This window comes from Waltera sp., from assembly GCF_046969025.1.
Taxonomy (GTDB): Bacteria; Bacillota; Clostridia; order Lachnospirales; family Lachnospiraceae; genus Acetatifactor; species Acetatifactor acetigignens.
In genome coordinates this window covers 224,845-238,142 of the sequence record NZ_JBKVQF010000001.1, presented here as the reverse complement: position 1 = coordinate 238,142, position 13,298 = coordinate 224,845, and the positions used below count along the sequence as shown (strand labels likewise).

Below are 13,298 nucleotides of genomic sequence, written 5' to 3'. Positions count from 1 at the left end.
ACAGCGAATTGTGCGCAAGCGCCCATCGCTGTCTTCACTATGCCTATGCGCGGCTCATTGCTCGCGTAACTTTCCATTCATCAAACAAAAAAGGCATACTCGCGTATGCCTTTTTCTATCGTATAATCCTATAATTAACCTTTCATCTGAGCGGCAACTTCTGCTGCGAAATCTTCGTTCTTCTTTTCCATGCCTTCGCCAACTTCGAAACGAACAACCTTAGCGATGGTCAGAGCCTTGTTAACGCTCTCCAGGTACTTAGCTACGGTCTGCTTGCCATCCTCAGCCTTAACGTAGGTCTGATCTAACAGGCAGATCTCCTTCAGCTGCTTGGATACACGACCGTCTGCCAGACCCTTGAAGATCTTGTCAGATACGATAGCGTCCTTGTCAGCCATAGCCAGCTCAGCCAGAGCAGCTGCAGCTTCTTTGGACAGAAAGTTGAACAGGTAATTCATGTTGCTCTTCTTCTCTTCGTAGATAGTCTTGTCCTCATCGCTCCATGCAGAACTGTTCATAGCCTTGTCGATCAGCTTGTTCAGAATGGGCTTAGGCAGGGATGCAGGATCGTTCAGAGCTGCGTCAACAGTGATCTCCTGTAACTTAGCCAGCTCTTCTGCGGAAATATCATTTCTGCTGATGTAGGTAGGATTCATAGCTGCTACCTGCATAGCGATGTTGGTCAGTGCTTCTCTTGCTGCGTCATCAGATGCGCCGTTAGCTGCAACGATAACACCGATACGGCCGCCACCATGGATGTAGGATACTGCTACATCTCCGGCTACCTTCTCGAAACGGCGAATGGACAGCTTCTCACCGATGGTAGCAGTCTTCTCTACCAGAGCATCCTTAACGGTTGCGCCTTCGAAAGGAACTGCTAACAGTGCTTCGATATCTTCGCCATCCTTGCCACCCTGTAAATCGGAAGCAAGTGCTGCTGCATTAACAGCCTCTACGAAAGAAGTAAAGGTCTCGTTCTTTGCAACGAAGTCGGTCTCGGAGTTTACTTCGATTACGCAAGCGGTCTTGCCGTCTGCGGAGATAGCTGCACGAGCAACACCTTCTGCTGCGATACGGCTTGCTTTCTTCTCAGCCTTAGCCTGTCCGTTCTTTCTCAGGAACTCAACAGCTGCGTCCATATCTCCATTGGTCTCGTTCAGAGCCTTCTTACAATCCATCATACCAGCGCCGGTCATTTCACGGAGCTCTTTTACCATAGATGCGGTAATTGCCATTTTTTTATCCTCTCTTCTTAATTAATATATTATCCTCAAGAACCCAGACCGTAATGACAGGCATCGCAATCTGGGTTCCTATGCTTTTCTTATGGAATCGGATTATTCAGCGTCAGCTGCAACCTCTTCGATATCCTCAGCCTCGGTAGCAACGTCAGCGTCACTGTATACAGCTTCGCCCTGCTTTGCTTCGATCACAGCATCAGCCATCTTGGAAACGATCAGCTTAACGGCTCTGATAGCGTCATCATTACCGGGGATGATGTAATCCAGCTCTTCAGGATCACAGTTGGTATCACCGATACCAATCAGAGTGATGCCCAGTGCATGAGCTTCCTGTACGCAGATTCTCTCCTTCTTGGGATCTACAACGAAGATAGCGTCGGGAACTCTGGTCATGTTCTTGATACCGCCCAGGTTCTTCTCCAGCTTCTCCCATTCTTTCTTTAACTGAATAACTTCCTTCTTAGGCAGTACATCGAAAGTACCGTCCTGAGACATGGTCTCGATTGCATGCAGTCTTGCGATACGGGACTGGATGGTTCTGAAGTTGGTCAGCATACCACCCAACCATCTCTCGTTTACATAGTACATACCACAACGCTCAGCCTCAACCTTTACAGCGTCCTGTGCCTGCTTCTTGGTACCAACGAACAGAATGGTGCCACCCTGTGCGGCGATCTCGGATACTGCCTTGTAAGCCTCGTCAACCTTTACAACGGACTTCTGCAGGTCGATGATGTGGATACCGTTTCTCTCGGTGAAGATGTAAGGAGCCATCTTAGGGTTCCATCTTCTGGTCTGATGTCCAAAATGAACACCTGCTTCAAGTAACTGCTTCATAGAAATAACGCTCATGTCTTTACCTCCATTTGGTTAAAATCTTCCGCATTTCTTTTCTGCCGGGACGCGTTAAGAACCCGGTTAGCTCTGGCGAAGACCTCTGCATTTTGGCAGGAGCACCATCGTCAAATCGAAAGGCGTGTTTTTTGTCACAACAGTGCGATTATAACATAGGAAAACCCCTATGACAAGGGGTTTTTAATGTTTTCCTGTGATTATTTTAGCAATTTCCTCTTCGGAAGCCCCGGGAGCGATCTCATATGTGCCGGGATTGATACTGCGGCTGTAGCCGTTGTTGCATAAATAATTGTCAAATGCCTTTGCATTCTCCACCAGTCCGGCCTCATAGAGCCGTCTGCTGGCACTGCCGGAATCATCGCCTCTCTGGATTGTTATGCTGGCGGTCTGTGTCCGCTGTGGTGCTTCGGTTACTTCCGGCTCTGCGGTTGTCTCCGGTCCCGCCGTCTTTTCAGGTTCCGCCGTCTTCTCAGGCTCTGGCTCTGCTGTAGCTTCCGGTTCCTGAGTTGTCTCCGGTTCCACCGTAGCCTGTGTCTCTGCGGGAACCGTGGTCTCCGGTTCCGCTTCTATATTGTTCTGTTCCTGTGTCTGCGTGGTTTCCTCCGGTGTGCCTTCCGTCGGCTGTTTTTCACTGTTTTGCAGTGCCGCCAGCGTCAGTTCACTGCTGTCCACCATTCCAAGTTCTGCCGCACGCTCTCTGATCTGGTCATCCGTCATGATCTGGGATGTCTGATCCTGCCGGTTGGAAAAACTGATTCCCAGGATCAATGCCGTCACGATCATACCGATTCCGAGACCTCGCAGATAATATTTTAATTTCATCGATATCTCCGTCCTTAATTCACACGATTACTGTCAGGCCTTATACAGGTCGATCACAAGCTTTACTTCACCGACACCCAGCCCCAGTTCCTTGGCAATCGCCACTGTGGATTTGCCCTGTCTGTGCATTTCCAGAATCTTCTCGTTATTGTTCTGACCTTCTTCTGCGGTCTCCCCCATGAATCCGATCTCCGGGGAGCCGGACGGCTCTATCGTCTCTGCCGGTTCCTGTACTTCTGTCAGCTGTTCTTCCGTCACATTCTCCTTCTGTGTCTTCACGTTCTCTTCCGCTTTGACCTTAGCCTTGTCTTCTGCCGCCTTCACTGCCTTATCCATTTTGGATACGGTATCTTTGATATTGGCATGCTTATTGTTCAGCATATCGTATAAAAACATGGCTTCCTCATGGTTCTTGTGAATCTCCTGCAATACCGTATCGGAATATTCACTCACTGCCATGATCTTTTCATTGGTCAGACGTTCCAGGGAACGTTCCGCCTTCTCCAGCGCATCTTCCGAGGTCTCGTCCATTTTATCCTGCATCTGACTGCGAACTGTCTGCATTTCTTCTTCCATAAGACCTTTGATCTCTTCTTTTGCTGCTTCTTTATTGATTCCGCTTTCTTTTCCGGAAGGCAATAAAAAACTTCCTATAAATATTACGATTCCTGCGATCAGCAGAACCACTTCTAATATACCCATACTGCTTTTCCTTTGTATTCTCAGATCTTAATGTCAAATCCCTGATGCTGTTTCGTCACCACCACACCATCTTTTTCGGAATTTTCTTTTTTCCGGTGTTTACCACCGTTACCGGCATACTCATTCTTTCCTTTTTCCTTGGCATCATACTGCCCCGTATACCAGTCTGCATTATCACTGCTGTGCACTTCTCTGGTCCGCTGTTCACTCTGTTTCTGTGCATGCTCTCCCAGCGTCATCTGTTGAAATGCACCCTTATTGTCTTCATTCTGCTTCATCGTCGTGTAATCCTGCGTTCGCGGGATCGACGCAACCTCCAAAGATCCAAACGACATAAGACATTCCTCTTTTCTGCCATTTTCTGTTCCTGCAACAATCTGCTGCCGGTTACAGTGGTGTGGACTTCACATCTCCGTCAATGCGCTCGAACCGGCAATAATGATAGGTACTCTTCACCTGCATGGAAGAATCTCCGATGATGATCGTAGTACCCGGGTACACTTCTCCCCGTACCTGCACCATGGCCCGCTCCTGCGGATTGAACTCCAGCTGCAGTTCCTGCATACGCCGGTTCTTTTCCTCCAGACTCTTATTGAGTGTCTCCATGGAAGCTGCAGTGTTTCTGAGATAGTTGATCTGATCCGGTGTAAAACGGACTCCCTTACTCTTTTTTTCTGCAAAATTTGCAAGGATCGGCTGCAGACTGCGGATATTCTTCACAATCTCGGAGACTTCCTTCTGCATCTTCATATATTCTGCCTTTTTTTCCGGATCCACACCAACTTCCACTACCGTCGGCGCTCCCAGCATTGCCCCCAGCGTCTTAACCTCAATCTTCTGTCCGGCACGTACATGACCGCCGGTGATAAATCCTCGCTTGCCGGTTACCTGGATCTCTGTTGCCGCTATCACATTGCTGTGCAGGATCGACTCCGTGCTGACATAGCCTCCGGCACTGGCTGTAGCATTCTCCAGGAATTTTGCCACAATATTGCCCCCAGCTTTCAGCGTACCCTTTGCCATACCATTCATTCCGCGGGCAATGATGATATTGCCCCCAGCCTCAATGTAGGCACCTTCCACGACACCGCTTATGATCACATTGCTGCCTGCCCGGATGACGAAATTGGAGGAAACATTGCCATTTACCTGCACGCTGCCCTCAAAATCAATATTTCCGGTAGACAGATCCACATTTTCCACTTCGTAGACATCCGATACAAACACCTTTCCCTCTACCAGGGAAACATGTCCATCCACCAGAGAAGTGAGTCTTCTCCGGTCTTCGGAAATCTCTATATTATGACCGAACTCCAGATGGGCTTTTTTCACCTGTCTGGGCCGGATCTTGGCACCCTGTACGGTAGTTCCGTACTCTCCCTCGTCCTCCGGAATGACCTCTGCCAGCAGCTGTCCCTTTTTACAGGGGTTGATCATATTCAGATGGAAATAATCCACCGTCCCATCATCTTTCAGTGTCGGCTGTGCGTGAACATCCGTATTAAAATAATATTTGATATAGGCGTCTGTGCCATGTCTGGGTTCTTTTCCCCGGGCCACTACCAGATCGGTGCAATAAATTCCGTCAGACATAAAATGATCCTGCAGAACACTCATCTGGATTCCATAGACGATGCTGTGATATCTCAGATCCTTGATCACACTGTCCATCGTCGCACGTTTTCCGGTCTGGGACGCCGGATAGAAGCGTATGACTGCCTGCATATTATCCTGACTGACTGTGATCTGACAGCTCTCCTCGATTTCCGGACAATCCTTTCGTTCCAGAAAGCAGACCGCGTCTTCTTCTGCGAGTATCGCCTTTTTAATGGACATGGGATCATAAGGTATGGATTGTCTGTCCAGATAATCCATTACCTCCTGCAGTCTTACGTCCTCTCCTCCATCCTTGGGTTGGAAGATCTGTAATCCATAACCTCCCGGTGTTCTCACCACTTGAAAATAGCCATTCTGCATACGCCTTTTCCTCTGCCTTCCCATCCCGCATTCCATTACGGGTCAACGAGGTTCTACAAAAGTCCCATGTAGTCTCCCATTTTTGTCTTCATTTTCTGTAAAGCACGGGTATGTAGCTGGGATACCCTGGACTCCGACACCTCCAGAATGTTACTGATTTCCTTCAATGTCAGATCCTCATAATAATATAGCGTAACTACTTTCTTTTCCTTTTCCGTCAGAAGTTCCAGTGCTTCTCCCAGAACCTTGGTCAGTTCTTCTTTTTCCACACTTTCTTCCGGACCATCAAAACGTGCTGTCATATGTCTGCTATAATCCTGTGAGACATCACTTCCCTGATCCATATACTCGTTCAGGGATATCAGGCCGGTGATCTTCATCTGGGACTGCCAGTCCAGATATTCCTCTGAAGAAATTCCCAGTCCCGCTGCAATGTCTTCATCCGTTGCACTGCGTCCCGTGGTCTGTTCCACTTCCTTGATGACCGCGTCGATCTTCTTCTGCCGTTGTCTTATCGTTCGGGGAATCCAGTCCATTTTACGGATCTGGTCCAGAATGGCTCCCCGGATCCTCAGACTGGCATAAGTCTCGAACTTTACCTCTTTGAGGCAGTCGAACTTGTCAATGGCATCAATCAGTCCAAAAATCCCGTAACTGACCAGGTCTTCGTAATCCACATTATAGCCCAGATACATACTCAGCCGTCCCGCTACTGCCTTGACTAGCGGAGCATACTCCAGTATCAACTGTTCTCTGGTCTCCGGTCGTTTATTAGCAGCATATTCTTCTAATAACCTTTTCTTACCGGCTTCATCCATTCGAATCGCTTACACCCTTCTGCGCTGTGTCCTCCTGTGACCCAGCAGCTTCTTCCTCTTGTAAAGCCTTCTCTTTTTCTTCCTGCTCCTGTTTTGCCTTCTCTTCATTCTGTCTGTCGAACCGGTCCAGCAACAGCCGGATCACACTTCCCAGACAATAAAACAGCAGCATAACAGTAAAAAGTGCCACAAGACTTGCCAGTAACGAATAACTTCTCACCAGCGTTACGATCCAGGTACACGCACCTGCGATCAGCATCAAAAGCAATGGCATATTCTTTCTGTTCATAATTTACCCATCCGGTCATCCATCCTTAAATGATGGACTCACTCTTTCCTACCGCACGAATATGGAACTCTCCGGTCTCCGGATAAAAAGTTACGGTTCTTCCGTAATTCTTACCTGTATCCTGTGCCAAAATAGGAATACTGATCTCTTTCAGTTTCTTCTTCACAGCCTCCACGTTACGATCCCCCACCTGCATCATGTCGTTTTTCCCCTGAAACGTGAACATAGTAGCTCCGCCAGCAATCTTGGCAACCATTCTCGCTTTTTTGGCTCCCAGCTTCTCCATCTGTCGTACCAGTTCATCGATTCCGGTATCTGCAAATTTTGCAATGTTCTGACTGCTGTTACGGATCGTAGTGCTGTCCGGCAGCATAATATGTGCCAGACCGCCTATTTTTGTCACCGGGTCGCGGATTGCGATTCCCACGCAGGAGCCCAGTCCCAGAGTTGTCACTCCATCTGGGCTTACACAGGTCTTCAGGTCCGCCATCCCTACTTTAATAATCTCGCTCATTCTGCTCCCCTTCTTCTGCGCTTCTGAATCTATGCTATAGGTATTCCCAAAGATGTCAGAATCTTCGGGTAGGATTCAATATCGGGAACCAGAATAAAATATCCGTCGATCTCAACTTCGTCATAAAACTGAGATTGTATCAGCAGAATCTTGTCTCCCAATGTTCCGAATTCAATGGCTGGAACACTGAGAATAGCTCCTGCCATATCCAGTGTCAGAGACGGTGGGGTAGGAATAATGGTCAGATTCGTCATCATGGACAGGGAATTCAGGTAAGCTCCCGTAATAATGTTGCCGATCTCCTGCATGGCAGAAAATTCGATCTCGGAGAACCCTTCCTGCTGTACCATGTCTCCCATGATCTTATGGAGAAGATGCTTGGCGCTGCCCTGTTCTACCAGAAACATCATGCTGCCGGTGATATCTCCTTCCACTCCCAGGAAGACACCGACCATTACCTGCTCTTCTCCTCCCATCAATGCTCCTACTTCGTTGAAATCCAAAAGCTTTACCTGCGGTACCTTCATATCTACCTTACAGTTCAGCATCTGGGAGAGTGCTGTCATAGCGTTGCCCGCTCCAATGTTGCCAATTTCTTTTAAAACGTCCAGATATGTTTCCGAAACTTTCTCTAAACTCAGATCTCCCATGGATCAGTCTCCTTTATGCATTTTCCTCCAATGTGATGGAATTCAGATCCAACAGAGAGATCAGTTCCCCATTGTGTTTGCCTACACCTGTAATAAAGCTCTTTTTGCTCTCAGCGGTATTCTGTGATAATTTCTCAATCTCACTGCTTCCCAGAGTCACTACTTCTCTTACTTCATCCACAATGATTCCTACACTGCCCTGCTGTTCCTGCTTCAGAATGATGATTCTGGTAGCACGGGTCAGTTCGTCTGCCTCCAGTCCCATCTTCACGCGAAGACTCATGACCGGCAGAACCTCACCACGCAGATTGATGACACCTTTTAAATATGCGGGTACCTTGGGCACTCTGGTGATATGCTGCATTCTTACAATATTGTCAATGTATCGGATATCGATACCGTACTGCTCATCTCCGAGGCGGATCACAATATACTGGAAAAAATCCTCCTCAACTTTACGCTCGTCTCCGGCCTTTAAAGTTTCTTTCATGCTAAGTTCTTCCATAACTGTCATCTCCCTCCTTACAGTAATGCGTTGGCATCCAGGATCAGTGCTACTTCGCCGTCACCAAGGATCGTTGCACCACTGATGAATTTGCACTGCTTGATGTATTTGCCAAGAGACTTTATAACGATCTCCTGCTGTCCGATCAGTTCGTCGATAACCAGACCTGCCATCTTATCGCCCTTCTTGACAATGACAACGATCAGGTTGTCCTCAAGGGATCTGGTACTCTCTACATCCAGTACCTCAGTCAGACGGATCAGAGGAATCACGGTTCCTCTCAAGTTGATCACTTCTTTGTTCTCTACCAGTTTGATATCGTTGGGAGAGATATCTTCGATCGTCTGGATGGATCCCAGAGAGATCGCATATTTTTCTCCTCCTACGACTACCATCAGTGCCTGGATAATTGCAAGGGTCAGAGGCAGTCGAATGGTCCAGGTACTTCCCTCTCCCCACTTGGATTTCACTTCCACTTCACCGCTTAAGGATTCGATCTTGGACTTAACAACATCCAGACCTACACCTCTGCCGGAAACGTCGGTCACCTTCTCAGAAGTAGAGAATCCAGGCTGGAACAGCAGGTTGATAATATCCTTCTCAGACATATTAGCAGCCTGCTCCGTGGTTACCAGATTACGTTCGATTGCTTTATTCTTAACAGCTTCTACATCAATACCGTTACCATCATCCCTTACTTCGATGACTACGTTATTACCATCCTGATAAGCATCCAGGAAGATAGATCCCTGTTCCGGCTTGCCACGCTGTGCACGTACCTCTGCGGATTCCAGACCATGGTCTGCGGAATTACGAAGCAGATGCATCAGAGGATCTCCGATCTCGTCTACTACGGTACGATCCAGTTCGGTCTCTTCACCACTCATATACAATTCCATCTTCTTGTCCAGCTTCTTGGACAGATCACGGATCATTCTGGGGAACTTCACAACAACGCTCTCAATAGGTACCATTCGTACCTTCATTACAGATTCATGAAGGTTCGTGGTTACGTTTTCCAGATACTCGATCTGCTCATTGAATGCGGAATTATTGCCCTGGTCATTGCTGGACGCAGCTACCAGAGAGTTCTTGGCAATGATCAGCTCACTTACCAGATTCATCAGGGAATCCAGTTTTTCAATATCTACACGCACGGTACGGTTGACGACCGGCTTATTGGCGGGTTTCTTTTCCGGTGCCTTGGCTGCGGCTACAGGCTTCTTTTCTTCCTTCTTGGGCTGTTCTGCAGCCTTGACCTCTGCCACTGCTTCCTTCTTCTCTTCTGCGGGTTCGATTGCTTCCTCTTCCGCATGGTAATTCTTGGTCTTCTCCAGTTCCAGTACCGCACCGGTTACCTGTGCGATCTCAGATACGCTCTCTGCGGACTTGATAATATCATCCAGAGAGTAATCAGACAGAACGATCAGTGTGAAGTCCTTGTCGAACTTCTCATCCTCTACATCCTGTGCGCTGGGCATGGATACGATGATCTCACCTTTTTCCTCCACTGCCTTGAATACCAGGAATGCTCTTGCGGCCTTCAGGATACAGCTTTCCTGTACCACTACATTGATGCCGTATACATTTTTACCCTGCTTCATAGCCTCTTTGATCACACGGATCTGGCTGTCATCAAAAGCAATGTCATTCCATTTTTCACCACCGTCTGCGCCGGATTCAGCTGCAGGTGCTGTGGCAGTGGGAGCCTCTTCCTTGGCAGCGGGAGCCTCCTCCGTCTTGCCATCGTTTAAAATATCATTCAGGGCCTTGATCAGATTCTCATTGTCGTTGGTTCCCTCATCAGAGGTCTCCTGAATATTGTTCTTGTACTCTTCCAGAGCATCCAGACACTGGAACAATACATCGATCATTTCCGGTTTTACTTTAATATTGCCGTTACGTACTTCCGAGAACACATTCTCCATGTCATGGGTCAGGTTCTGCATACGCTTGTAGCCCATGGTTCCTGCCATTCCTTTCAGGGAATGCGCGGCACGGAATATCTCATTGATATTGTCCATGTTTTCAGGATCTGACTCCAGTTCCAGAATCTGTGTGTTCAAGTTCTGCAGATGTTCATTTGTTTCATCCAGAAAAATTTCAAGATATTGGCTTACGTCCATCTCTTCCTCCATTCTGCCGGTCACGGTATTGCCGGAAACGGCATATATTGCTTGCTACTTTACTACTCCTACATGCAGTATGATCTCCTGGGCGATCTGATCTAACGGTACTACCTGATCTGCCAGCCCGGCTGCGATGATACTCTTAGGCATTCCAAATACTACGCTGGTATCCTGATCCTGTGCGATCACATAGGACTTTTTGGAAGCTTTCAGTTTCCCGATTCCTTCCGTTCCGTCCGCTCCCATTCCCGTCATAACGGCGCAGACTACCGAATCAAAGCGGCTGGTCTGCAGGGACTCATACATATAATTGGCACAGGGTCTGACACCTTCCCTGTAAGGTTCCTCCGACAGATGCAGCGTATGGCGTCCAGCCGGGGATGTGACAACATTAAGGTGTTTGCCGCCCATGGCGATGTAGACCCATCCCTTTTTCAGTTCTTCTCCCTCTGCTGCTTCCTTTACATGAAGCTGGCTCAAATTATCCAGCCGTTCTGCAAGGGATGCTGTGAATCCCACAGGCATATGCTGTACTACCAGCACCGGTGCATCCAGATTCGCCGGCAATAAGGGAATCACCGACTGGAGAGATTTCGGGCCTCCTGTGGAACTGGCAATGGCTACGACCTTGCTACCCGACACGCTGACCGGATGATGATTGATGATCTTCATCATCTCTTTTACCGTGCCTTTTTCCTCGGTAAGCTTCGCTTCCTCGGCAAATACCGGCAGTTTGCTGTTCGCTACCACATTCAGTGTCCGCAGGAATTCTCTGCGGAAATTCTCACCACGACAGTCTACTGCGCTGTCCGGCTTATGTACAAAATCCAACGCTCCCAGTTCCAGAGCATCCAGAGTGGTTCTGGCGCCTTCCTTCGTATCGGTGCTGGCCATCATCACACGGGCGGGAATCTTGTATTTACGCAGCTCCTGTAAAAGCTGCAGGCCGTTCATACGCGGCATATTCACATCCAGGACAACTGCGTCGTAACTGTTTCGGCTCAACAGATCGAATGCTTCCAATCCGTCTTTTGCCCGGTCAGCCACCTGGAACCTTATGTCAGTATCTATTATATCACACAGCACTCTTCTCATGAGTGCAGAGTCATCAACAACCAGTATTTTTTTTGGCATTAGTCCAATCTCTCCTTTTTACGACTCTTACGCTCTTCTTCAAAAATAAAGCGGATGATTTCTTCTCTTGTATTTACGTCCAGGTTATAGTACTGTACCCGGTGTTCGAACGTCCCCTTGCGTTTCTCCAGTTCTCTTACCGCCAGTACTTTGCCTACCACCTCGTACTTTTTCTGTTCTCCGTCTTTCACCAGATGATAACTGCACAGGATCAGACTGCCGGGTTCATATCGCTGGGTAGACACAAATCGCAGTCCTCCGCCGCTGATGTCCACGATCACGCTGTGTTTCAAAGGAAGTCCCGGCTGCAGTTCATAAGGAGAATTTTTCTCCAGTGCCTGGATCTCTTCTTCCTCCAGATTTCTGGCACACATATCCAGCGCGCAGCTAAAACGATAATATTCTCTTCTCTGATATTTCCGCAGATTGCTGGTCAGTTCCATGACCAGCACATATACGTTGTTGCTTTTGTACCGGTCTATGATCCTTGCAAAGCACTGGTAGAGGCTGTTCTCCTCGAAAAAGATCATGTCGTATTCCGAGTCCACCGGCAAAAGTATCAGTCTGGTCTGCTCCATGGGCATGGAGATCTCCAGAGTATCCTCCGACAGAATCTGCAGCACCCGGCTCTGGTACACCTTTGCCGTGCTTTCTGCTCCCTTTTCCTCCAACCCCCGCTGCAATGCGCGGAGCTCTATTTTCGATCCTTCTTCCACAAATCTGGATAACATAAGTTCATACCTCTCTTATCTGGACTGTTTTGTAGCTCCATTTCTCGTACCTATAATGTGAGAAAAAAATGCTGCCATTCCGCGCCTGGGCTGCTGCTCCTGCGCTGTATCGTCTTCTTTTTCGCACATTCTCTCTGCGATCCTCTGATAAGCCTGGCTTGCCTTTGCTCCCGGATTCTGTATGGATACGGGTACCTGCTGCATCACCGCCTGCATGACCTGAGGATCCTGAGGTACACATCCCATATAAGTCATGGGAATTTTCAGGTATCTGGTCACGACTGCATTCAGCTTGTCGAACAGTACCTGGCCTTCCTTGATATTACTTACCCGGTTGGCCACCATCATCACCTTCGTGAAATCCTCCTGGAATCTCGGATGTCTGTACAGTGCCTTCAGCAGAGAATAGGAATCCGTGATGGAAGTAGGCTCCGGTGTGGTCACCAGCAGCACTTCCCCGCTGGCCACCAGAAATTCCAACACACTGTCAGAGATTCCCGCTCCGGTATCCACGATAATGATATCCGTCAGGGCATCCAGCTCCGCCAGATTCTGTATGATACAGGTCAGGGCATCTTTTCCCAGATTGGACATCCCGGCAATTCCCGAACCACCAGAAATAAATCCCACTTCCATAGGGCCCCAGGTAATGATATCACTGATGCTCTTGCCCTCGTAAACCAGATCACACAGGTTGTGCTTCGGTATTGCTCCGAACATGATCTCGATGTTCGCCAGCCCGAAATCAGCATCCAGAATGATCACCCGTTTGCCCATTTTGCGGAATTGAATTGCCAGATTGATGGACATATTGGATTTTCCCACGCCACCCTTGCCGGAAGTAACGGTAATGACTCTTGCAGTAGGTCGTATTTGGTTATTTGCTTTAATGATCCTTAGCTGTTCCGCCTGATCCATTTTCACGCGCCTT

General features: G+C 48.3%; 15 protein-coding genes. All 15 read right to left on the bottom strand.

Annotated features, from left to right (window positions below):
- Positions 1 to 134: 134 nt before the first annotated feature.
- On the bottom strand, positions 135 to 1,235 hold the full coding sequence (gene tsf / locus ACLTOH_RS01060) for a translation elongation factor Ts (RefSeq protein ID WP_337630221.1): 1,101 nt from the start codon (positions 1,233 to 1,235) through the stop codon (positions 135 to 137).
- A 102-nt stretch (positions 1,236 to 1,337) separates the two neighbouring features.
- Positions 1,338 to 2,093, bottom strand: coding sequence for a 30S ribosomal protein S2 (gene rpsB, locus ACLTOH_RS01055; protein WP_022153930.1), 756 nt, complete (start codon positions 2,091 to 2,093; stop codon positions 1,338 to 1,340).
- A gap of 183 nt (positions 2,094 to 2,276) precedes the next feature.
- Positions 2,277 to 2,918, bottom strand: a complete 642-nt coding sequence (locus ACLTOH_RS01050; protein ID WP_117467235.1) for a hypothetical protein — start codon at positions 2,916 to 2,918, stop codon at positions 2,277 to 2,279.
- Between the two features lie 33 nt (positions 2,919 to 2,951).
- A complete protein-coding gene (locus ACLTOH_RS01045; RefSeq protein WP_118502488.1) occupies positions 2,952 to 3,620 on the bottom strand; it encodes a DUF6115 domain-containing protein in 669 nt (222 codons plus the stop codon).
- Positions 3,621 to 3,640: 20 nt separating this feature from the next.
- Positions 3,641 to 3,898, bottom strand: coding sequence for a hypothetical protein (locus tag ACLTOH_RS01040; protein ID WP_117467239.1), 258 nt, complete (start codon positions 3,896 to 3,898; stop codon positions 3,641 to 3,643).
- Positions 3,899 to 4,007: 109 nt separating this feature from the next.
- Complete coding sequence (locus ACLTOH_RS01035; RefSeq protein ID WP_412223122.1) at positions 4,008 to 5,597, bottom strand: DUF342 domain-containing protein; 1,590 nt, start codon at positions 5,595 to 5,597, stop codon at positions 4,008 to 4,010.
- Positions 5,598 to 5,650: 53 nt separating this feature from the next.
- On the bottom strand, positions 5,651 to 6,415 hold the full coding sequence (locus ACLTOH_RS01030) for a FliA/WhiG family RNA polymerase sigma factor (protein ID WP_022313058.1): 765 nt from the start codon (positions 6,413 to 6,415) through the stop codon (positions 5,651 to 5,653).
- Positions 6,408 to 6,704 carry a hypothetical protein gene (locus ACLTOH_RS01025; RefSeq protein ID WP_022313059.1) on the bottom strand — a complete coding sequence of 99 codons (297 nt, stop codon included), beginning with the start codon at positions 6,702 to 6,704 and terminating at the stop codon, positions 6,408 to 6,410. The genes ACLTOH_RS01030 and ACLTOH_RS01025 overlap by 8 nt, the downstream gene beginning before the upstream one ends.
- Before the next feature lie 25 nt (positions 6,705 to 6,729).
- Positions 6,730 to 7,218 (bottom strand): chemotaxis protein CheD, encoded by a 489-nt coding sequence (locus tag ACLTOH_RS01020; RefSeq protein WP_022313060.1) that lies wholly within the window; start codon positions 7,216 to 7,218, stop codon positions 6,730 to 6,732.
- 29 nt (positions 7,219 to 7,247) lie between these two features.
- The gene (locus tag ACLTOH_RS01015; RefSeq protein ID WP_022313061.1) at positions 7,248 to 7,868 is read right to left on the bottom strand and encodes a chemotaxis protein CheC; all 621 of its coding nucleotides are present in this window, start codon (positions 7,866 to 7,868) and stop codon (positions 7,248 to 7,250) included.
- A gap of 13 nt (positions 7,869 to 7,881) precedes the next feature.
- Complete coding sequence (locus tag ACLTOH_RS01010; RefSeq protein WP_022313062.1) at positions 7,882 to 8,373, bottom strand: chemotaxis protein CheW; 492 nt, start codon at positions 8,371 to 8,373, stop codon at positions 7,882 to 7,884.
- Between the two features lie 17 nt (positions 8,374 to 8,390).
- Entirely contained in the window at positions 8,391 to 10,499 is a 2,109-nt protein-coding gene (locus tag ACLTOH_RS01005; protein ID WP_412223120.1) for a chemotaxis protein CheW, read from the bottom strand.
- A gap of 54 nt (positions 10,500 to 10,553) precedes the next feature.
- Entirely contained in the window at positions 10,554 to 11,636 is a 1,083-nt protein-coding gene (cheB, locus tag ACLTOH_RS01000; protein WP_118502498.1) for a chemotaxis-specific protein-glutamate methyltransferase CheB, read from the bottom strand.
- Positions 11,636 to 12,367: a flagellar brake protein gene (locus tag ACLTOH_RS00995; RefSeq protein WP_117467252.1), complete on the bottom strand. Its 732-nt coding sequence runs from the start codon at positions 12,365 to 12,367 to the stop codon at positions 11,636 to 11,638. The genes cheB and ACLTOH_RS00995 overlap by 1 nt, the downstream gene beginning before the upstream one ends.
- 15 nt (positions 12,368 to 12,382) lie before the next feature.
- The gene (locus ACLTOH_RS00990) at positions 12,383 to 13,285 is read right to left on the bottom strand and encodes a MinD/ParA family protein (protein ID WP_118537278.1); all 903 of its coding nucleotides are present in this window, start codon (positions 13,283 to 13,285) and stop codon (positions 12,383 to 12,385) included.
- Positions 13,286 to 13,298 lie beyond the last annotated feature (13 nt).